This window comes from uncultured Shewanella sp. (assembly GCF_947491715.1).
In the GTDB taxonomy this organism is placed as follows: domain Bacteria; phylum Pseudomonadota; class Gammaproteobacteria; order Enterobacterales; family Shewanellaceae; genus Shewanella.
On record NZ_CANLKR010000003.1, the window covers coordinates 120,893 to 143,098 of the forward strand.

The 22,206-nt window shown below is 40.0% G+C and carries 19 protein-coding genes; 16 read left to right on the forward strand and 3 right to left on the reverse strand.

What is annotated here, in order from left to right:
* Positions 1-109 precede the first annotated feature (109 nt).
* Genes Q0779_RS04805 through Q0779_RS04815 form a run of 3 tightly spaced genes read left to right on the forward strand, consistent with a single transcriptional unit; the run spans position 110 to position 2,017 of the window.
* Positions 110-856 (forward strand): hypothetical protein, encoded by a 747-nt coding sequence (locus Q0779_RS04805; protein ID WP_298770072.1) that lies wholly within the window; start codon positions 110-112, stop codon positions 854-856.
* A 1-nt stretch (position 857) separates the two neighbouring features.
* Positions 858-1,304, forward strand: coding sequence for an ester cyclase (locus Q0779_RS04810; RefSeq protein ID WP_298770222.1), 447 nt, complete (start codon positions 858-860; stop codon positions 1,302-1,304).
* Positions 1,305-1,336: 32 nt separating this feature from the next.
* A complete protein-coding gene (locus Q0779_RS04815; RefSeq protein WP_298770074.1) occupies positions 1,337-2,017 on the forward strand; it encodes an iron-containing redox enzyme family protein in 681 nt (226 codons plus the stop codon).
* Positions 2,018-2,090: 73 nt separating this feature from the next.
* Here the strand turns inward: Q0779_RS04815 and trxB are convergent, their stop codons facing one another.
* Positions 2,091-3,044 carry a thioredoxin-disulfide reductase gene (gene trxB / locus Q0779_RS04820; protein ID WP_298770076.1) on the reverse strand — a complete coding sequence of 318 codons (954 nt, stop codon included), beginning with the start codon at positions 3,042-3,044 and terminating at the stop codon, positions 2,091-2,093.
* Between the two features lie 191 nt (positions 3,045-3,235).
* Positions 3,236-4,351 (reverse strand): alanine dehydrogenase, encoded by a 1,116-nt coding sequence (gene ald / locus Q0779_RS04825; protein ID WP_298770224.1) that lies wholly within the window; start codon positions 4,349-4,351, stop codon positions 3,236-3,238.
* Between the two features lie 180 nt (positions 4,352-4,531).
* Between ald and lrp the strand changes: the two genes are divergently transcribed.
* From lrp to Q0779_RS04895, 13 genes are all read left to right on the forward strand, one after another.
* A complete protein-coding gene (gene lrp, locus Q0779_RS04830; RefSeq protein ID WP_298770078.1) occupies positions 4,532-5,035 on the forward strand; it encodes a leucine-responsive transcriptional regulator Lrp in 504 nt (167 codons plus the stop codon).
* Between the two features lie 207 nt (positions 5,036-5,242).
* Entirely contained in the window at positions 5,243-7,786 is a 2,544-nt protein-coding gene (locus Q0779_RS23990; protein WP_367180780.1) for a DNA translocase FtsK 4TM domain-containing protein, read from the forward strand.
* A 156-nt stretch (positions 7,787-7,942) separates the two neighbouring features.
* A complete protein-coding gene (gene lolA, locus Q0779_RS04845; RefSeq protein ID WP_298770080.1) occupies positions 7,943-8,569 on the forward strand; it encodes an outer membrane lipoprotein chaperone LolA in 627 nt (208 codons plus the stop codon).
* Positions 8,570-8,578: 9 nt separating this feature from the next.
* Positions 8,579-9,910, forward strand: a complete 1,332-nt coding sequence (locus Q0779_RS04850) for a replication-associated recombination protein A (RefSeq protein WP_298770082.1) — start codon at positions 8,579-8,581, stop codon at positions 9,908-9,910.
* Positions 9,903-10,277 (forward strand): fluoride efflux transporter CrcB, encoded by a 375-nt coding sequence (crcB, locus tag Q0779_RS04855; protein ID WP_298770084.1) that lies wholly within the window; start codon positions 9,903-9,905, stop codon positions 10,275-10,277. The genes Q0779_RS04850 and crcB overlap by 8 nt, the downstream gene beginning before the upstream one ends.
* 21 nt (positions 10,278-10,298) lie before the next feature.
* Positions 10,299-11,585, forward strand: a complete 1,287-nt coding sequence (gene serS, locus Q0779_RS04860; RefSeq protein WP_298770086.1) for a serine--tRNA ligase — start codon at positions 10,299-10,301, stop codon at positions 11,583-11,585.
* Between the two features lie 684 nt (positions 11,586-12,269).
* Entirely contained in the window at positions 12,270-15,020 is a 2,751-nt protein-coding gene (locus Q0779_RS04865; RefSeq protein WP_298770087.1) for a TrlF family AAA-like ATPase, read from the forward strand.
* A 95-nt stretch (positions 15,021-15,115) separates the two neighbouring features.
* A complete protein-coding gene (locus Q0779_RS04870; RefSeq protein ID WP_298770089.1) occupies positions 15,116-15,652 on the forward strand; it encodes an RNA 2'-phosphotransferase in 537 nt (178 codons plus the stop codon).
* Positions 15,653-15,826: 174 nt separating this feature from the next.
* Positions 15,827-16,603: a hypothetical protein gene (locus Q0779_RS04875; protein WP_298770091.1), complete on the forward strand. Its 777-nt coding sequence runs from the start codon at positions 15,827-15,829 to the stop codon at positions 16,601-16,603.
* A gap of 656 nt (positions 16,604-17,259) precedes the next feature.
* Complete coding sequence (locus Q0779_RS04880; RefSeq protein ID WP_298770093.1) at positions 17,260-18,033, forward strand: GIY-YIG nuclease family protein; 774 nt, start codon at positions 17,260-17,262, stop codon at positions 18,031-18,033.
* 522 nt (positions 18,034-18,555) lie between these two features.
* On the forward strand, positions 18,556-18,714 hold the full coding sequence (locus tag Q0779_RS04885; RefSeq protein ID WP_298770095.1) for a hypothetical protein: 159 nt from the start codon (positions 18,556-18,558) through the stop codon (positions 18,712-18,714).
* 475 nt (positions 18,715-19,189) lie between these two features.
* Positions 19,190-19,996: a YdcF family protein gene (locus tag Q0779_RS04890; RefSeq protein ID WP_298770097.1), complete on the forward strand. Its 807-nt coding sequence runs from the start codon at positions 19,190-19,192 to the stop codon at positions 19,994-19,996.
* 150 nt (positions 19,997-20,146) lie between these two features.
* On the forward strand, positions 20,147-20,476 hold the full coding sequence (locus tag Q0779_RS04895) for a hypothetical protein (RefSeq protein WP_298770099.1): 330 nt from the start codon (positions 20,147-20,149) through the stop codon (positions 20,474-20,476).
* A gap of 270 nt (positions 20,477-20,746) precedes the next feature.
* Here the strand turns inward: Q0779_RS04895 and Q0779_RS04900 are convergent, their stop codons facing one another.
* Entirely contained in the window at positions 20,747-21,850 is a 1,104-nt protein-coding gene (locus Q0779_RS04900; RefSeq protein WP_298770101.1) for a phosphoribosylaminoimidazolesuccinocarboxamide synthase, read from the reverse strand.
* Positions 21,851-22,206: the final 356 nt, after the last annotated feature.

Below are 22,206 nucleotides of genomic sequence, written 5' to 3' on the forward strand. Positions count from 1 at the left end.
CTTGATTGTGACAAATAGCCATATGTATAAGACAAAATGCAATTGTATTATGCGACAGACTTAGATAACTTTTCTGCGGTATTGATGTTTATCAATCAGGGAAAAGATTATGGGTATACCAGTTAAAAAATTGAGTAATGAGAAGGTTAGTGATAATTTCGACCTAAAATTAATCAATCCAAAATTAGAATGTTTATATCAATATACAGATCATTTTACTCGGCGCATCATGGGGCGAAAAGATTTGCTAATCCGTCAGGTTATCGATAGTGATGAGTTGTATTTGTTGTCTGAAGCCAGGAAAAAAATATATAAAAAACATGCTGATTACTTTAGTCAGTTTTATAATAATGACTATTTTATTGATGATAAAGATTACTCTTCTTACTTATTTGCGTGTTATTTTCAAGGTGAAATAGTGGGGACGCAACGTATTGCCACTTACCCATTTGAAGTGTGTCAGTATATTAATAATGAGGCCTTGAGTGCATTCTTAGAAGATGATTTTAAAGAGAAATATATAGAGTTTTCTCGACTTGCGGTGAATAATGATTATGGTTTAGGTAGGGGAGTGGCGCACGCATTAAATGTGGTTGCGGGTATTTTAGTGACTATGAGTATTAAGAAAAGTCGTTACATTACTTATTCTAAGCCTAAGCTCAAAAGAAAAGAGGCTAATTTCGGTGAGGAAGTCCTTACTTTTACCATACATGAGCGTGGGAATGAGCAATATGAATTATATAAAGCCGATACGTTAATTGGCATGTCTCAGCTATTAGGTATTGATAAACAACCGGGATTATCACTGTTTGACAGTATCAATAATGTCATGATGAAGGATGAATGGGGTGAATAATATGCTCAAAGTCGTGCAAGAAGAAACGCATACGGATAATGAAAATCAATCCCTTTCAGAAAGTAACATTGATGTTGTTTTGGTTTTTTATGATGCAGTTTTTAGTCAGAGAACGGTGGAATGTTGTAATGAACTCATGAAAGTGGATTATATTAATCACAGTCAGTTTGTCGAAAGTGGTAGGGAAAATTTTAAAGCGTATTTTAAAAATTTTTATCAACAATTTAAGCGTTCAGGTACCCATGTTGAGTTGGTATTTGCAGATAATGATAAGGTTTGCCTTCATGCAACACATTGGGCATCGAATCGGCTATTTACTGTTAAATTAAAATGTATCGATATTTACCGACTAGAAGAAGGGCAATTGGCTGAACATTGGGATTCAGTAGAAGGGTTAACGGTGTTTTCACGATTAGTTTTCTTTTTAAAGTCGTTTTTAAAACTGTAATACGACTTAGCATATATTTAAGGAATAAACATATGTCATTTATTAATGAGTTGGCTGAGGTTTGTGATAAAGAATGGGAAAAAATTAAAGCAGGTACATTTTTTCGTTTAGCGACTGAAGCTATTACAAAAGAATTGTATATCGATGCCATGGTGCAAGTTTTTCATTATACAAAAAATAATGCCATTAATCAGGCTGCGGCAACATTTCCTGAAGATCATAAAAAGTTAGGTTTGTTGCGTTTTGCCATGCGTCATGCATTGGAAGAGCTGGGGCATGAAAATATGGTGGTGCGAGATTTAGAGTCTATGGGAGTGGATTTAAGTGTGTTTGATACGCCGCCTTTACCTGCCACAGAAGCACTGAATGGCTATTTGCACAGTGTGGCGATTCGAGGTGGCGTGATCCCAAGGCTGGGTTACAGCTTTTGGGCTGAAGATAGCTATGAACACTTAGGGGGCTTATTGGATGCCTGCCGTCATGTTTTGAAATTAACGGATAAGCAATTAAGTTTCTTTATTGCTCATGCTGTCATTGACGTTAAACATGCTCAAGATGTGAATGATGCTATCGAAGAATGGGTTGTGACAGATACAGAAAAACAGGATGTGATCCAAGTTGCTAAAACAACCCTGTTTTTAACGGGACAAATTTTAGAGTCTGTGGCTCAAGCTTATTTACAAAAACAAGAAAAAATGGCGTTAACTGCATAAGCGTATAACGACGTAAAATAAAAATAGCAGGACAATTGCCTGCTATTTTTATTGGATCAAATTGGATTAAGGCTTAGCCTTTTGCATCCAAATAACGCTCGGCATCTAAGGCTGCCATACAGCCTGTTCCTGCTGAGGTAATGGCTTGACGATAATGTTGATCCATCACATCACCGGCGGCAAAAACCCCTTCAATGCTGGTTTGTGTTGCATTGCCTTGCAGTCCACTTTGTACTTTTAAATACCCATGGCTCATGTCTAATTGTCCCTCAAACATCTGAGTATTAGGGCTATGGCCGATAGCGACAAAGACACCTGCAACCGCTAAATCGGTAATACTGTCATTCTTGGTGCTTTTCATTTTAAGGCCTGTGACGCCCATATCATCGCCCACGACTTCCTCTAATGTCTGATCCAAGTGAAGGATAATGTTACCATTAGCGACTTTGTCCATTAAACGGTCGATGAGGATCTTCTCAGAGCGGAAGGTGTCACGACGATGGATTAAATGCACTTCTGAGGCAATATTGCTTAAATATAAAGCTTCTTCAACAGCCGTATTGCCTCCACCAATGACAGCAACTCTTTGATTACGATAAAAGAAACCATCACACGTGGCGCAGGCTGAGACGCCGCGACCTTTAAAGGCTTCCTCTGAAGGCAGACCTAAATATTTTGCAGATGCACCTGTGGTGATAATCAGCGCATCACAAGTAAATTCACCATTGTCGCCTTTGAGTTTGAAAGGACGCACATTGAGATCAACTTCATTGATGTGATCGAAAATAATTTCAGTATCAAACTTCTCTGCATGGGCCTGCATTCTTTCCATCAACGCTGGGCCAGTTAAATCATTTGCGTCACCAGGCCAATTTTCAACTTCTGTGGTTGTAGTGAGTTGGCCACCTTGTTGCATTCCCGTGATCATAACAGGCTTTAGGTTTGCCCGTGCTGCATACACAGCAGCGGTGTAGCCTGCGGGGCCTGAACCCAATATGAGTAAATTACAGTGTCTTGCTTGGGTCATTGCTCTCTCCATTCCTTAACGCGTGGGGGGGATTGTAGGGAATTTGGCTCTCAGGGTAAAGCCATGAAAGCAGATTATTCTAGATTGCTTTAATCGGAAAAATAAATGAGGGTGAAATTAAAGATAAAAAAAGGAAGCCATTGACTTCCTTTTTATTTGTTAAATAAATTTATTGGTTAACAAAGGTGAGATTAAGCAAGCAATAACATAGGATCGACATAGGCTAAATCCAGTGCTTCAGCAACTTCTGCACAAGTGATTTTACCGTGCATGACATTTAATCCATTGCGCAAGTGTGGATCTTGTTGCAGTGCTTTTTTATAACCTAAATCAGCTAATTTTATGATGTAAGGTAGGGTGGCATTGTTGAGTGCGAAGGTCGAGGTTCTCGCGACTGCACCGGGCATATTGGCAACACAATAATGTACAACATCATCCACGATATAGGTGGGATTTTCGTGGGTTGTAGCGTATGACGTTTCAATACAACCCCCTTGATCGATGGCAACATCAACAATGGCTGCACCTGCTTTCATGCGCTTGATGTGATCTTTGGTAACCAGTTTTGGGGCTGCAGCACCCGGAACCAGTACGCCACCAATGACAAGATCGGCCTCTAATACATACTTTTCAATGGCACTGGCGGTGGAGTAAATCGCTTTAACTTTATTATCAAACTGTACGTTTAATCGACGTAATGTATCGATATTACGGTCAAGTATCACGACATCTGCGCCCAGTCCAACGGCCATTTGTGCTGCGTTTGTTCCTACCATTCCGCCGCCAATAATAACCACTTTAGCGGGTTCAACACCAGGTACGCCGCCTAATAACATGCCGAGTCCGCCACGTGACTTTTCCAGAGCCATGGCACCCGCTTGAATAGACATACGTCCAGCAACTTCTGACATTGGGGCAAGTAAGGGCAAGGTGCCTCGATTATCTGTGACTGTCTCATAAGCGATGCAGACTGCTTGACTGTCAATTAAATCCTGAGTTTGGGGAAGATCAGGGGCAAGATGAAGATAAGTAAAAAGCAATTGATCCGGTTTAAGCATGGCGCGCTCAACGGCTTGAGGCTCTTTTACTTTTACAATCATCTCTGCTGTGTCAAAAATGTCTTTTGCAGTGTTTAGGATTGTTGCGCCCACATCCTGATAATCTTTATCAGAAAAACCGACTCCGACACCAGCATTAGTCTCGATAAATACATCATGTCCTTTTAGTTTTAGTTCATAAACACTGGATGGAACCATACCAACACGGTATTCATGGTTTTTGATTTCTTTAGGAACACCAATTATCATCATTAAGCCTCAAATTGCATAAACACCCATTTACATTGGGCGTGATAGTGATTGAAGGGAAGTCTGAATTGTTATATTTTCAGTAAAGTAAGTATATTACTCCTTTGGAAGTTTATGCTACTAAAGATGGGCCATTTGCAGTGTGTTGTATCGTTTTACTGCTAATTTAAGGTTAATAATATGGTAAATAATAAAAAAAGTCCGATAAAAGACTTAGATAGAATCGATAGAAATATACTCAATGAGTTACAAATTGATGGGCGTATTTCTAATGTGGAGCTTTCAAAACGGGTGGGTTTAAGTCCAACTCCTTGTCTTGAAAGGGTAAAAAGGCTAGAAAAACAAGGCTATATTAACGGTTATACAGCGCTAATCAATCCGCATTATATTGGTGCATCTCTATTGGTTTTTGTTGAAATTACACTAAACAGAGACACTTCTGAGGTGTTTGATAAGTTTAATCGTGCGGTACAACTCCTTGATGATATTCAAGAATGTCATCTGGTTTCAGGAGATTTTGATTACTTATTAAAAACCCGTGTATCAGATATGTCCGCGTATAGACGCTTGCTTGGAGAGACGTTGTTACACCTTCCTTCAGTTTCGGATACTCGAACCTATGTTGTGATGGAAGAAGTGAAGCAAACAAATCGTGTGGCGATTAATACGGTTAATGGAAGTTAACACTAAAACATGCTGCAAAAAGAGCCGAAAGGCTCTTTTTTTGTGCACAAATGACAATGATACAAAGTGTTACTTTATTTTTGTTAAAAATGACTGGTTAGTCAAAAAATCAGAATGATTAAAAAGCAAAGTCTGACACTGCACATTCAGCTTATTTCTGGTATTGTTAGTATTATTATGGTTTGATTTTTTAGCAAAGGTTTTAGTTTGTTTAAGGAAAAAAGCGTTAAAACACTCTCTGGAGTACAACGACTTCTTGAAGGAAGTTTGATCCTTTGTTGCATGGTGGCCACTTTTGTCTTGTTGGCGCTGAGCAGTTTTCATTCATCCGATCCCGGCTGGAGTCAATCTAATTTTAGTGGTGAAATCGAGAATGTGACCGGTGCTGTTGGCGCGTGGGTTGCTGATGTGCTGTTGTATTTTTTTGGCTATACCGCCTATGTGATCCCCATTATTATTGCAGCTACAGGCTGGCTGCTTTTTAAGCGCACCCATAAATTGTTAGAAGTGGATTATTTTTCAGTGGGCTTAAGGTTAGTCGGCTTTTTATTGGTCGTATTAAGCTTAGGGGCGCTGGAGAGCATGAATGCCGCGAATATTTATGATTTTTCTGCCGGTGGTGTCATAGGGGATGTGATAGCGGCTGCTATGTTGCCTTATTTTAATCAGCTGGGAACCACATTACTTTTATTATGTTTCGTTTGTGCAGGCTTGACCTTGTTAACCGGCATTAGTTGGCTTAATTTAATTGATATATTAGGATCATTGACGATCCGCTTTTGTGTTTATCTTTTCCGTTTACCGGCTCAAATCAAGGAAAAACGTTCACAGGCAGATACTACTGAAGTGAGTAAAGACACAGAAGATACCCAAGGTTTCATGTCTTTGGTTGAAAAATTTAAAGAAAAGCGCCGTTTTGAACGTGAGGATAAGGTAAAAGAGAGTCCTGTTGAGGTTGAGGATGAGTCAGTCGATGAGGCCGTTGATGGGCGTATTGAGCCGCAGATTTCAGATTATACCAATGTGAGTGATTTTCAATCTGTCGCCATCAAAGACTCTGCAGATTTTGAAGATGATGTGATTGATTTCGATAGTAAGATGTCAGAAGGTGCCGTTACGGCCAGTGCGAGGCGAGTGAATGAGAAAGTTGCTGCTAACACTAAGCCTGTTAAGAAAAACACCTCAGATAAAGCCAAAATTGTTGATGGCGTGGTGATTTTACCTGGGCAGAGTGAAACGGCTGAAGTTGTTGATATGGCGCCTTTACCTTGCATTAGCTTATTGGATATACCCAATCGTAAAGCCAACTCTATTAGTCAGGAAGAATTAGATCAAGTTGGCAAGCTAGTTGAGTTGAAATTGGCCGATTTTAATATCGCGGCTAAGGTCGTGGGGGTGTACCCAGGACCTGTGATCACTCGGTTTGAGTTGGATTTAGCACCTGGCGTCAAAGCATCTAAAATAACAAACTTGTCAACGGATCTGGCCCGTTCGCTATTAGCGGAAAGTGTGCGGGTGGTGGAAGTGATCCCTGGAAAAGCTTACGTGGGATTGGAGCTGCCGAATAAATATCGTGAAACCGTCTTTATGCGCGATGTACTTGACTGTCATGCCTTTAGAGATAATGATTCCCATTTGAGCATGGTACTCGGTCAAGATATTGCGGGTGAGCCTGTGGTCGTTGATTTGGGGAAAATGCCGCATTTATTAGTGGCGGGAACGACAGGCTCGGGTAAGTCGGTGGGGGTCAATGTGATGATCACCAGTTTATTGTACAAATCAGGCCCTGATGATGTTCGCTTTATCATGATCGATCCTAAGATGCTTGAGTTATCGGTTTATGAAGGTATTCCTCACTTATTATGTGAAGTGGTCACCGATATGAAAGAAGCGGCTAATTCCTTGCGTTGGTGTGTGGGGGAAATGGAACGCCGTTATAAATTAATGTCAGCATTGGGCGTGAGAAACTTAAAAGGTTACAACGCTAAGATTAAACAGGCAAAAGAGAAAGGGGAAGTGATAACCGATCCCTTATGGAAGTCCTCTGATAGCATGGAGCCTGAAGCGCCAGCATTAGATAAACTGCCTTCGATTGTGGTGGTGGTGGATGAATTTGCCGATATGATGATGATTGTGGGTAAAAAAGTCGAGGAGTTGATTGCTCGTATTGCTCAAAAAGCGCGTGCTGCGGGGATCCATTTAATTTTGGCGACCCAGCGTCCGTCTGTGGATGTGATCACCGGATTGATTAAAGCGAATATTCCCACGCGAATGGCGTTTCAAGTATCATCGAGAATAGATTCGAGAACCATTCTCGATCAGCAAGGAGCCGAAACCTTACTGGGCATGGGGGATATGCTGTATCTGCCACCTGGCACGAGTGTGCCTATTCGAGTCCATGGTGCCTTTATTGACGATCATGAAGTGCACAAAGTGGTGGCGGATTGGCATGCCAGAGGTAAGCCTCAGTATATTGAAGCCATCATTCAAGGTGGGGAAGGGGAGGGGGTGTTACTGCCTGGCGAGGCGGCTGAAAATAGTGATGACACCGATGCGCTTTATGATGAAGCCGTGGCCTTTGTGACGCAATCGAGACGGGGGTCGATATCCAGTGTCCAGCGTAAGTTCAAAATAGGTTATAATCGTGCGGCGCGCATTATCGAGCAAATGGAAGCACAAGGTGTGGTGAGTGCACAAGGACATAACGGTAACCGTGAAGTTCTCGCGCCACCGCCGCCCAGTGACTTTTAAAGACGCTGAAGTCTCAATGCAACTGTGATGTGTTTGCCTCATGGTTGCTCATTTTTTGTTTGAGTTGATTGATTTTTTATTGATGGCGTTAATGATAAACGCATTCTTTTAGGCATTGTTTTAGCGATTGTTTTAGGGATAGTTTTAGGAATAGTTATGAGAAAAACACTTTGTGGTTCATTGGTGTGTGTGCTGTTGTTTTCAAGTATGGCTGCAAATGCTGATGATTCGGCAGCGCTAAAAAATAAATTAGCGAAAATAAATAATGTGAAAGCCGATTTTAGTCAGACGGTGACAGATTTAAATCAAAAAGTCATTCAAACCGGTAAAGGTGTCCTAGCCTTGGCGTTTCCCAATCGCTTTTATTGGCATTTAACTGAGCCTGATGAATCATTGATTGTGGCTGATGGCAGTGATGTGTGGGTGTATAATCCTTTTGCCGAAGAAGTGACGGTAATGGATGTGGATCAAGCCATTAAAGCGTCGCCCATCGCGTTATTAGTGCATCGTGATGCCAAGACCTGGGCGCAATACCAAGTGAAGCAAGAGGGTGATTGCTTTCGTATTAAGCCACTCAATATTGATTCGGCCATGAGTGCGGTTGAAGTCTGTTTTAAAGGAGAGGTGTTAACAGAAATGGTATTGGATGATAAACAGGGTAATGTGAGTCAATTTCGTCTCTCAAACCAACAGCCGCTAAGCAAATCAGAGTCAAGTTTGTTTACTTTTATGCTGCCAGAAGGGGTGGATGTGGACGACCAACGTCTGCATGCTGCGGAGTAAGTCGCTATTGTGTCAAATTTAGATCTGGATTTCTCACCTGACTTTAGGCCGTTAGCGGCCAGAATGCGGCCTCAAACCTTAGCGGAATATGTGGGTCAGGCACACTTATTAGGCGAAGGGAAGCCATTGCGTTTAGCCTTGGAGGCGGGTCGTGCTCATTCAATGCTCTTTTGGGGGCCACCGGGTACAGGTAAAACAACATTAGCGGAACTGGTGGCGCAGCATACTAATGCTCATGTGGAGCGGATCTCAGCCGTTACATCGGGCGTGAAAGATATTCGAAATGCCATTGAACTGGCAAAGAGTGTGGCTCAGTCACGAGGTCAACGTACCTTACTCTTTGTCGATGAAGTGCATCGTTTTAATAAAAGTCAGCAAGATGCATTTTTGCCTTTTATCGAAGATGGGACGGTGATTTTTGTGGGCGCGACTACAGAAAACCCGTCTTTTGAAATCAATAATGCTTTGCTTTCTCGCGCCCGTGTTTATGTGATTAAGCCGCTAACACAGGCTGAAATCATCAGCATTATTACTCAAGCCCTTCATGATACGGATAAAGGCTTAGGCAAACGTCAGTTGACTATGTCAGCCGATGTCATGGAAAAACTGGCGAATGTCAGTGATGGTGATGCGCGAAAAGCATTGAATTTAATCGAGTTGATGAGTGATATGCTTGATGATGGTGCTTCGTTTACTGGCGAAATGTTGGTGCAGGTGGCGGGTCAACAGCTGGCGGGGTTTGATAAAAATGGCGATAAATTTTACGATTTGATTTCTGCGGTACATAAATCAATTCGTGGCTCATCCCCCGATGCGGCGCTGTATTGGTATTGTCGCATGTTAGAAGGGGGTTGCGATCCTCTGTATGTGGCGAGGCGGTTATTGGCCATTGCCTCAGAAGATGTGGGCAATGCCGATCCGATGGCAATGTCCGTTGCGGTCAATGCGTGGGAGTGTTTTCATCGCGTGGGTCCGGCAGAAGGCGAGCGCGCCATTGCTCAGGCGGTGATTTATTTAGCCTGTGCACCGAAAAGTAATGCCGTGTATACGGCCTTTAGCGCGGCAAGAGCCTTAGCAAAAACCTCGGGTCATGAACCTGTACCCAATCATTTACGGAACGCGCCAACAAAATTGATGCAAGAGCAAGGCTTTGGTGAAGAGTATCGCTATGCCCATAATGAGCCTAATGCCTATGCAAGTGGTGAATGTTATTTCCCGAAGGCCTTAGCGCAGAGTCAATTTTATTTTCCTACTACGCGAGGTTTTGAAAAGCGCATTCAAGATAAATTAGCCTCTTTGGCCGAACTTGATAAACACAGTCAGGTGAAACGCTATGAATAATTTACTGCTGGTGGCCTTAGGCGGCTCAGTGGGCGCGGTATTACGGTATAGTTTATCATTATTTATGCTTCAGCTATTTGGTAGTGCTTTTCCTTTTGGTACACTATTGGTTAATATCGTCGGCTCCTTCGCCATGGGCGTTGTGTATGCTTTAGGACAAGTGGCCCATGTTAGCCCTGAAATGAAGGCATTCATTGGAGTTGGGTTACTCGGTGCGTTAACGACCTTTTCTACTTTTTCTAATGAAACCTTGTTGTTGTTGCAAGAAGGTCTAATAGTCAAAGCTATTTTAAATGTTATTTTGAATATCGGTCTGTGTTTATTTGTTGTATATTTAGGGCAACAATTTGTTTTTTCTCGCTTTTAACTATTAATAAGATAATAAGATATGTTAGATCCAAAATTTTTGCGAAATGAATTAGAAGTTACCGCTGAGCGTTTAGCCACTCGTGGGTTTATTTTAGAGGTTGATCGCTTAAGCAAGCTAGAAGAGAAGCGTAAAGTCTTACAAGTGGCAACGGAAGAGCTACAAGCATCCCGTAATGCCATGTCAAAATCTATTGGCCAAGCGAAAGCAAAAGGTGAAGATGTTGCCCCTATTATGGCCAAAGTCGGTAGCTTGGGCGATGAGCTTGATGCAAAAAAGCATGAATTAGCCGCATTACTTGAAGAGTTACATTCCATTGCCATGAGTGTACCGAATTTACCTGATGAGTCGGCGCCAGTGGGCGCAGATGAAAATGAGAATGTGGAAGTTCGCCGCTGGGGAACCCCTCGTGAGTTTGATTTTGATGTCAAAGATCATGTGGATTTAGGTGAAGCGATTGGCGGCCTTGATTTTAAAAGTGCCGTGAAGATCAGTGGCTCACGTTTTATTATCATGCAAGGGCAAATTGCCCGCATGAATCGCGCTTTAGCGCAATTTATGCTGGACTTACACACAACAGAGCACGGTTATACCGAAACCTATGTCCCGTTATTAGTCAACAGTGACAGCTTACATGGCACAGGTCAGTTACCTAAATTTGGTGAAGACTTATTCCATACTCAACCTGCCACCGAAGAAGGGCAAGGCTTAAGCCTTATTCCAACGGCGGAAGTCCCCTTAACGAACTTGGCTCGCGATACCATTATCGATGAAGCGGACTTGCCGGTTAAGTTAACGGCGCACACGCCGTGTTTCAGAAGTGAAGCGGGCTCTTATGGGCGTGATACGCGCGGCCTTATTCGCCAGCATCAATTTGATAAAGTCGAATTAGTGCAGCTGGTGAAACCAGAAGAGTCGATGCAAGCCCTTGAAGGCTTAACACGCGATGCTGAAGTGGTATTAGAGAAGCTAGGCCTGCCTTATCGAACTGTGATCCTTTGTACGGGTGATATGGGCTTTACCGCCAGCAAGACCTTTGATATTGAAGTTTGGCTGCCGGCGCAAAATACCTATCGTGAGATTTCATCTTGCAGTAATACGCAAGATTTCCAAGCCAGACGCATGCAAGCGCGTTTCAAAGCCAAAGGCGCGAAGAAGCCGTCATTGTTGCATACGCTCAATGGCTCGGCATTGGCAGTAGGCAGAACCTTAGTGGCCATTTTAGAGAATTATCAAAATGCCGATGGCAGCATTACCGTGCCTGAAGCCCTGCGTCCTTATATGGGCGGATTGGAGAAAATCGGTTAAAATCGGTTAAAATCGGTTAAAATCGGTTAAAATCGGTTAAAATCGGTTAAAATCGGTTAAAATCGGTTGTTAATCGTAAAGTCGATTAACCGATTTACAGTAAGGTTCCACGCATAAAAAAACCGTGTAAAACAGCACGGTTTTTTTATGGCTGTTTTAGCCATAATGTTAATTGGGTCATTATTATTGCCTTTGAATTAATCATCTCATAGGCTGGTGAGGTTTGAGTACTTCTTGGTGTGAGGTATTGATCCTGCTTAATGAATTAACCTTGAAATAGCTACCTACATTCTAATATGGTTCTAATTAATATGATTCTAATATGGGTTAAGGCTAAACAAAAGTAAAAGCGTCATTCAATCAGTTGTGAGGCAGATCATGACATGGAGTTCATGGATTGACGCTTGTTTTGGATGATTGTTAAGGGTATTAGTTAAAACAATTTATTTACATAAGTAACGTTTGAGAGTATTTTTGCTGACTGGAGTGTGGGATCGTCAGTAGTGAAGTTATTGGTTCCCATACTTAATAGCGTAAATAGGGCAATACAGTATGTTAGTTATGTGCCGGATGTTTGATCAAGAGTTGTGCTCTGCTTCTGACTTAGAAGATGTGATAAACACGCATGCGGAGTATACAAAGGTTAGCTCTCTCTGGAATAAATCGTACATAAGGATGTAAGTAATGAGTTTTGTCGGAGCAAGATGGTGGAAGTTTGATTTTCATACGCACACACCAGCTTCTTTTGATTATGGGAAGACAGATCGTCATTTAAAATCATCAAAGACCCCTCAAGATTGGCTGCTGGACTACATCGCCAAGGGAATAGAGTGCGTTGCAGTTACTGATCATAATTCTGGCGACTGGATTGATGGACTTAATAATGCAGCAGAGAGTTTAAGAGCCGAAGGCCACTCGATCTTCGTATTTCCTGGTGTTGAGATTACAGCGAATTCGAACATACATGTTTTAGGTATTTTTGATCCAAGTGCTACGTCAGCAGATATAAGTGCCGTTATCGGAGCTTCAAAGTTCCGTGGTACAAAAGGGGATAGTGACTCAGTAGCTGAGGAAAGTGCTGAAAACGTAATAAAAGAAATAATAGCTGCAGGTGGCATAGCCATACCAGCTCATATTGATATGAAGGCAGGTCTTTGTCAGCAGCATTCTTCTCACACAATAAAGCAAGTCTGCAAGAAAGCAAATGCCGTTGAAATAATTTTTCCTGACCAGGAGCGGGCTGATGCACCTTTATCAAGATATACAAATCTTAGTATCGACTTGCCATCAATTATTGGCTCTGATGCCCACCATCCAAATGATATTGGGAGAGCTTATACTTGGGTGAAAATGTCCAACCCTTCGATTGAAGGGCTCAAGCTGGGTATGGTTGATGGTACATCTTCCCTAATTCGTTCAGATAATGAAACAACAAATCCAAATAGGTCTTCCAATACACTGTTACGTTCCGTAACTATCGAAAATACTAAATATGCAGGGCGCTCTTCACCTTTAATGATTGAATTTAACCCATGGTTAAATTCAATCATTGGTGGTCGTGGTAGCGGAAAATCCTCAGTTCTTGAATTCATACGACTAGGTATGGATAGATCGAGAGATTTAGATGTATTGAGTCCAAATAACGAAATTCGCAGATCTTTCGAGAGTTTTACCAAAGTACCTTCATCTAGAGATTCTGAAGGAGTGATCCTTGAAGATTCTAAAATAAGTTGTATTTATACTAGAGATGAAATTCATTACCTCCTGACTTGGGTCAAGGAAAGAAATAGCGTTTCGATTTATCGCTATGATGGCCAGCAATGGGTTCCTGAAGAAGGAGAAGCCCACTCTCGCTTTCCAATAAAGATATTTAGTCAGAAGCAGATATTCGATTTAGCAAAAAACCCAAATACTCTCCTTCGGCTAATCGATGAGTCATCAACTGTTGGCTTCCAGCAATGGAAAATGGAATGGTCTGAAAAGTACTCTCATTTTCAAACGTTGTGCAGCCAAAAAAGAGAACTTCAGTCGAAGTTGGAAAATAAAAATGTTCTATTAGGGCAGGTATCTGATGTCGAACAGAAGATAAAAGCAATAGAGAAGTCTGGTCACACAGATGTTCTCACCAACTATCAAGCATATAGCGGGAAGAGAACGAATGTTTCTCAATATGAAGCAGGTATAGAGAACCTAAAGCTCCAAGTTGAATCCATATCTACCACTGCCCCTATACCTTTAGTAGATGAAAGTGCATTTAATACGCAGTCGACCAGTGAGTCAGAAGTTCTTGTCAAGTTAAAGAGCTTGAATGACTCAGCATTATCATTTAAGGAGAGTATTACTCTGGCAGTGGCTTCATTTCAAGATGAAATAACTCAATTTAAAAATTGGTACAGTGTCTCTGATTTCAATAAATCTCATATTGAAGTTAATAAAAAGTACGATGAATTAATTGATGGGTTGCGTAGCGAAGGGGTTGATAGTCCTGCTGACTATGCAAGGCTAATTGGTGAGCGTGATATTATTAACGAATCACTTAGAGCAATGGATCTGGTTAGCAGTCAGATAGCTGAAGTGGAGCTATCAATCAATTCTGCATATCAAGAAATAATAGAATGCAGAAAAAAGTTAACTTTAAGTCGGATTGAATTCTTGCAACAAAACTTGGCTGGAAACTCTTCTATTAAAATTGAGTTGGCACCTTTTTCAGACATAGACAACATAGAAAAATCGTTTAGAGAAGTTATTGGACGTTCTGATAACGCCTTCTCTTCTGATATTTTTGATTCAGATCGCGAGAGTGGCTTCCTTTACAATTTGAACAAAGAGTTAGCGACTACTGCAGCTCTTGATGGTGCGAACAACCTAGATCCCTGGCTAACTAAAATTTTTGAATTCAAAAAACAGGTATTTAACTTTAGTTCAGGTGAAATTCAAGGCACAAGGATAGGAAAAAGATTTACTGAGCTCATGTCTAACTTGCAGCCTCAAAGCTTTGACCAAATTAACACTTGGTTTCCTGAAGATAAATTATCCATAAAATTTAATGACGGAAATCGGTTTAAGGATGTTTCACAGGGTTCTGCAGGGCAAAAGGCCTCGGCTGTTTTGTCGTTTTTATTGTCCTATGGAACAGAGCCTCTCGTTTTGGATCAGCCTGAAGATGACCTTGATAATGGTCTTATTACTACTTTGATCGTTTCTAAATTGCATGAAAACAAAGCAGATAGGCAAATAATTGTCGTCACTCACAACCCCAATATTGTGGTGAATGGCGATTCGGAGTATGTGATTGCGCTAGAAGATCGCGGCCAAATAAACCCAGTCGCGTCTGGTGCACTGCAAGAAGTAAGTGTTAGGAAGAATGTGTGTGAGATTATGGAAGGCGGTGAAATTGCACTCCAGCAACGATACAAGAGGATGTTTAATGTTTAACGTAGGCGAAGTGCTAACAAGTCAAAGCACACGGACGCTGCAAAGCTGCGCCGGTGTTTAAGGCGTTACATTTTTCAGTTCTATTGAATGAGATTATGAGTAAAGAATTAAATAATATATCAAAGTACCTCAGTTATTTGCTTCGTCATGAGCCTGAATCGGTTGGTTTGTCATTAGATGAAAATGGTTGGGCGAGCATTGATGAATTAATCGAGAAAACAGTCGACTTTAAATTAAACAGAGATCTTATTGAGATAGTTGTAGGGACTAACGACAAGAAAAGATTCAGTATTAGCGGTGATGGGCTTCAAATTAGAGCGAATCAAGGGCATTCAATTGATGTCGAACTGGAATTGACACCAATACAGCCTCCTCAGTTTCTAGTTCACGGGACAGCGGAAAGGTTTGTCGAGTCAATTAGGGTGCAGGGGCTCAACAAGATGCAAAGACAACATGTACATTTATCTGAGTCTAAAGCTGTCGCAGAGAATGTAGGCTCTAGATACGGTAAACCTGTTCTATTAAATATTTCAGCTAAAGAGATGTTTGACGATGGCTTTAAATTCTATAAATCGGCAAACAACGTTTGGTTGGTTGATAGTGTTTCGCCAAAGTACATAAATGAAATGTAACGCCCAAAGGCAGCGGATAAACCGCTGCTTTGGGCGTTAAGTTTCAGGATATAAATAGAGGGTTTACATTTGTCAGCATCTCAATTTGTTTTAGTCCAAATAGGGGGTGCTGAAATAATCCACATTTTGATAGTCTGAACAATGAGATAACTTTGAATCAATAAGGAGTTTAATATGGCCAGACAATTAGAGAATATCGAGCTTGTTTATATCAATATTGATCATTTTCCACAGGATCCCTCAACCCATTATCCCGTCGTGTTAGCAAACAGCATTGCAGGTGATGGTGATGCCATAAAAGAAAAATTAGTCGATATTTATTTAACGGCATTTTATGCCCATAACCTGCCCGATTGGGATAAGTTTAATGAGGCTTTATTACAATTTAATGTGAAATATTTTCCAGCGGAGCAACCCGATGAAAAAGAGGAGGCGGAGTTTTCATTAGATTTTCGCGTTAAGGATGCCACTGCGCCCGGCGGGTTTTTACATCGACGAATATTTAAAGATGTGAAAATTGATGATGAGTTGGAATTGAAGCTAAAGCTGGATGAAGTTGATAAAAAAGCCGATATCGATAATCTAACCGCTATCGTCACCAAAACCAGTATTGCTGAGCACTTGAATTTATCGGCGGCAAAAGAATATATTAAATTGGGCACGGATATTTATAATGCCGTTGCTGAGTTAACATTAAAAGATGATCCCATTTGGAACGAAGTGAGTGTGGTCTTACAGCGCAATTATCTATCTGGCGGAGCGGCCGCCCTCAAGCAGGGGAAATATGCCATTATTGCGACATCAGATACCAAAGGAAAGAATTTAAGGTATTGGAATGAGGCCTATGAAAATGTGACCGCGAAGGGCAAGCATTTATACGTCAGCACTGAGGGCAAGCAAACGCGGTTGAAATCAAATTATTTGATTTTTGAGTTAGACTTTCACGATTAGGGGTATTTATTCGTCAACACTGAGAAAGAGCCTAGATACCATTCTAGGCTCATTTGTATTGGATGATACATTGAGGATCATAGCCATATTGGTATTTATCGCCTTCAGCGAGGTTAAAAACGTGAGCTTTCACTCACACAGGGAGCAGCAAAAATTAGCGTTTGACCTTTTTGAGGCAGTTTTGTTGCTTTATTTTATTGAGTAATTTATCAACTATAGAGTGTGTTAGTCGATATTTCGGTAACTTTTTTTGTACCATGTGACCAGTTATTTGCTTAGGGCTAAAATTGATATTACGTAAATATCAAGACAATATTTTGATTTATCTGGGGTTTTGTTTTCAAAATCAGTTGATTATTCATAATAGCTTGAGCCGTATCACCACAATAATGACTACAAGCGCAACATGTTAGATCATTCGATATGGCCTTTATTACAATTTTTCAATTGCTTGGCAATAATTTTAGTACTAAAATTTTGTTTACTTAGTGTTTCAATCTGGTATATTTCTTTTAAAGTGAACTGCTTATATTCGTTTATCATTTAATAACTTAGGCTGATTTTCTGAGAGATTGAAGCTATAGGCAACTTATTCTCTTCTCTAGGTTAAAGTGTGTCGGTTATTATGGCAATCCAAGTTTTAGGTTATTTATTATATGACTAATATTTATTTGTTAATTTATCCAAAGCTTAAAGCATTTAAAGTAGGTAAGGCAGATAATGTTTTTAACCGTGCTGATAGCATTAAAAAGTGGTGGGGCGAGCCTGATTATGCTAATTCATTTTCTTTAGTAATAAGCTCAGAATCTGTATTTAAGTTAGAGAAAAGCCTACACTTACTCCTTGAGCAGTTTTCTATGAATTACAGTGAAGGTGATGGAAAAACTGAGTTTTTTAGTGTCGATGCTTTCAATGATGCTATTGAATATATAAATGTTTTTATTAAATCAAATAAACTAACTTCAGCACTAATGAAAGGAGTTGATAAACTTAATATTACAACAGGAAGAAATATATCTAGAAATCGAGATTATATTTTCACGAAGCATAATGTAGGAAACAAAAGGGTTATTGGGTCTTTAAACTACTCAATTAAAAATATGGAGAGAGTTCTTAGGGTAAATAATTTACTCATTAAATATAGAAAAAGGATAAAATTTGAACTTACTTTGGAAAACGAAACTTATTCTTTAACCCTATATAATCGTAAGTTTCTTGCAGGCGTATTGTTTGAAAATTTACGTACTAAGCATGAATTTTTCTCTGGTGGGTTCGTTTCCCGTAATTTGAGTGATTCTCTTAGTAAAGATAAAGATTGTTATCAACTAAAGTTTCATTTACATACTTCTTTCGAAGATAAGCTTACTTTACTTATTATAAAAGAGCTTGAATGCAGTTTTAAGTTACTTCAAAAAGCGAGCCTTCGTTAAAGGCGATAGCCCTCATTAATAGTAACTTTTAGCCACTTCGATTTAACTTGAACTCAGCTTGATGAGTTTCGTTGATATTGGAGGTGCCAAATTAACGATGCCTCTTCACACATTATGGGTTTAGGTAGCGCCAATGGGTTTAGACCTTAACTTAGACCTTAACTTAGACCTTAACTTAGACCTTAACTTAGACCTTAACCAAGATGGCGCTTGATTCGTTTTTAACTTTTTACTTATCAAGATGTTATTTATCAAGATGTTATTTAACAAAAGGGTTGGATCAGTGTCGTGCGATAACAAGATGCAAGGCATTATCATTGTTGCTTTTATCTAATTATTTTAATTAATCTTGCTTAATTGGGGGTAGAGCAAGTTAGGTTTAATGACTTATTGATTTCAATTATCAGGTTAAGAGTTTATTTTACATTTTACAATTAATGACTGATATTTATCTTATTGGCTATTTGCTCCCTTAGACTTAATTTATGTGGTCATGGCCTTTTAGGTGCTGGTGCCGCAATATTGATAAAATCTGCGTTGAACGAGATCACCTTTAAAAGCCAATACGGTGATGTTGTGATTGCTAAACAAAATGCACTTTATCGTACTACCCTACCCAGTTGGCAGGCACAAACTTCCACTGTTTCACTCGTGTGGATCCAGTGCCATAATATTGAGTAAGACTTTTGGTGCTATTTAATTAGGGAGACAATGTAAATAGTTTATATACAACACGGATGGATCATCATCATTATGGCATGTTCAAAATATTTTTTATTTCTGTGTTAAAACCATGTCTTTATTTTGGGATTAAGGGTTAATTAAGGGGTTACAGACTCCTCGTTAATGCAGACAACTATTCAACCACATAACAGGCTTTGACTAGCCCAACGGCGGGATCGCCAAAGTCATTAGTGATGCATTCAACAGAGTCAGTAAATGCTTCATAAATCCATTATTTTCCAATACCAAATTTGAAGATTTTGATTCCTTCAAACTGCAATGAAGTGTTAATTATAAGAGTGTGTTATTCAACTTTTTGTTTTTTAAGTTGTTTTTAATTAAATGTTTTGGGTAAAGTTATACGCTATATTATGTTGTAGGCTCTTGCTTATCATCATGGGAGCCTTTTTAACGGATTAAAAAAGGATTATTCATGAGTTTTCTATTGTTTATCATTTTAGTGATATTGATACTGTTAGCCTCTGTTCTTCGATGGCGAAAAACACGTTATATGCTTGTATTATTGACCTTGGTGTTGTTTTTTGGGGTAGGTACTGGTGTTGCTCCGAGGTATTTATTAAATGCGTTACAACAAGACTATCAAGTGAAACCGAATGTCTCATGGCGTGAGAATAATGTCATTATTTTATTGGGGGCGGGTACCGTTAAGGTGCCTCGTACTCATGACGTTGAACCGCCTTTTTTTGCTTATGGCCGAATAACCGAAACGGCTATTCAGTATCAGTATTGTCAGCAAACGAAGTCTGTATGTTGGGTGATTGTTTCTGGTGGTGATCCTTTGCAGAACGGTGAGGCTGAAGCCAAAGTATATAAACATGTGTTAGTGTCTTTGGGTGTACCAGAAAACATGATAATCACTGAACCTAATAGTATGAATACTTGGCAAAATGCTGAATTTACTCGACGCATTTTAGAGTTTGATCATGATTTTACTACTTTTAATCAACAAAATAGCCGAATTGTGTTGGTGACTTCAGGACTACATTTGCGCCGCAGTGAACAATACTTCAACCATTTTGGTATTAATGCTATCCCTATTCGAGGGGATTATGTGGTTGCGTCCGTTTCTTGGTTGCCGAGTGGGTATGAGTTTGCACTAATGGATTTTGCTCTGCATGAGTACTTAGGGTATTTCCGCTATTATGTATATAACACCATGGGGTGGAATATCTTACCGAAGAAAGAGGTTTTTGCAGCTGGCGTGATGAAATCAGGGTGATTTTAAACTGAGCTCGTATGTTCGCCCGTGATAACGGACTATCGCAATTGAATAGTATTTCAAGTGATGGTGTGCTTTTTTGCATTGGAGTGTTTTTTAAACAAAATAAGCGTAAAATAACGGCTGCTTTATCCTATGAGAGGTTTACTTATGAAAAGGTTTCATGTTGCCCTTGCAGTGAAAGATATTGATGAGTCTATTACTCTTTATAATCAAAAATTAGGATGTGAGCCAGAGGTAGTCATTTCGGGAGAATATGCTCTTTGGCGTACTGAGATATTGAACTTTTCTATTCGTTTGACACCCGATCAGTCTGAGCGGCCCATTCGTCATTTAGGATGGGAAGATCCTAAAGCGGGTAGCTTTACGTCTGAAACGGACATTAATGGCGTGCATTGGGAACGTTTCTCTCAGGTCGATCAGCATAACGAAATTTTATCGATTTGGCCTGATGTAGAATTTGATTGCCAAGTGGACTGATTTAATATTGACAACATCGAGTTATATAAAATCTAAGTTTTTATAACGTTAGCTGAATTAAGTTCGTATGCGTTATGATGTTCATATTAATAGTGTTAGTTGTAGACACATTGTCACACGTTTGGCTTGCCCGTTTATAGATGAGATAAACTTAATACCCATTGATTCAATACTATTTTAACGGTTGAATTTGATATTTTTAATGACTTTTATGCTGGACTCTCGAGAGTTAACTTAAAGGAACCTCCAGAGTCCATACTCTTTCCTTATTTAATCAATAAGTTGGTACTCATTTCTGAGGACATCAATGATCTCTTGTTTTGGATTTTGACTTATTGACAAACTTTGACCAATAATTTTTTCAGCGATTCCAATATAAGTGTCTGAAATCATCATCATGATTTCTTGTGGTAGCGGATTGTCAGCCGCTAATGCTAAGCGTTCTGGCATGCGGTTTTTATTGAGGAGAATGTCTGGCTCAGGGAAATGATTGAGTAACCATTGTCTAAAGCCTTCTTTTGATTGTTCGATGATCTTGCCTTGTGAAAAAGAATGGCCTTCCCAAATTCTCGAACTATCGGGTGTTCCTACTTCGTCCATATAGATTAATTTATCATTGCCTTGGGTATCTTTGACATAACCAAACTCAAATTTGGTATCAACAAAAATTTCATTTTGTTTGGCCAATGCATCACTGATCACGTCAAAACCTTCTTTTAATAGCTTCTCGTATAAATCAACATCTTGTTCATTATTAAAATGAAACCCTTTAAGGTGACGTAAAATATCCGCACGAGATACATTGACATCATCTGCCTCAGGTACGCCCTCAAGGCCAGTTAAGATGCCTTTAGTTGAAGGGGTAATGAGCAGTTCAGGTAATTTTTGATCTTTATTAAGCCCTTCGGGAAGGGTGATCCCACAAAAATCTCGCTCACCTTGGCTGTAACTGCGCCACATTGATCCTGTAATATATTGTCGAGCAATGGCTTCTATCATCACAGGGCGTGCTTTTTGAACTATCCATACGAGAGGATGTGGAATATCTAAGATATGGCTATCGGCTAAGCCTTTGTCTTTAAATAGTGTGAACCAATGGTTTGAAATGGCATTGAGTGCCATGCCTTTACCTGGTACACCATTTAAACCATCTTCGCCTCTCCAGATACAATCAAAGGCAGAAATGCGATCGCTTATGACCATGATGGCAAGGGGGGTATCGGCAGGCACATCATAGCCTTTTTCTGCAATTAAACGGGCACTGTCACTGTCAGTTAACCAATAAACGCTTCGGACTTTTCCTGAGTGGACAGGTTTTTCGGTACGAATAGGAAGATTATCATTAACGACTAATACTTTATCAGCAAGGTTCATTGAGGGATACCTATCAAAAAAGAAGTGGGCTTAATTTGCCGCCGATTGTAGCAGAAGTTAGGTGAGTCAACACTAAGATATCATGACAATTTCGGACTTGAAAACAGAGTTCTCAATACAAGGTTAATCTGCATGAATGTGTTGTTTTATTGATGACATGAAGGGGGAGGAACTTTGGATTTGATGTGTAACTTGACGATAAATTGGCTCACTCGTTGAGCTCGATGATCTTTGAAGCAAAAACCATTAATAACGAATGTGAGGCTGTGTTTACTGGGTTGCTTATTAAGCGATTTAAAAATGTGTTTTAGTGTGTTGGGCGACTGCTTTAATGACAAATATAAGGGTCTATCCGC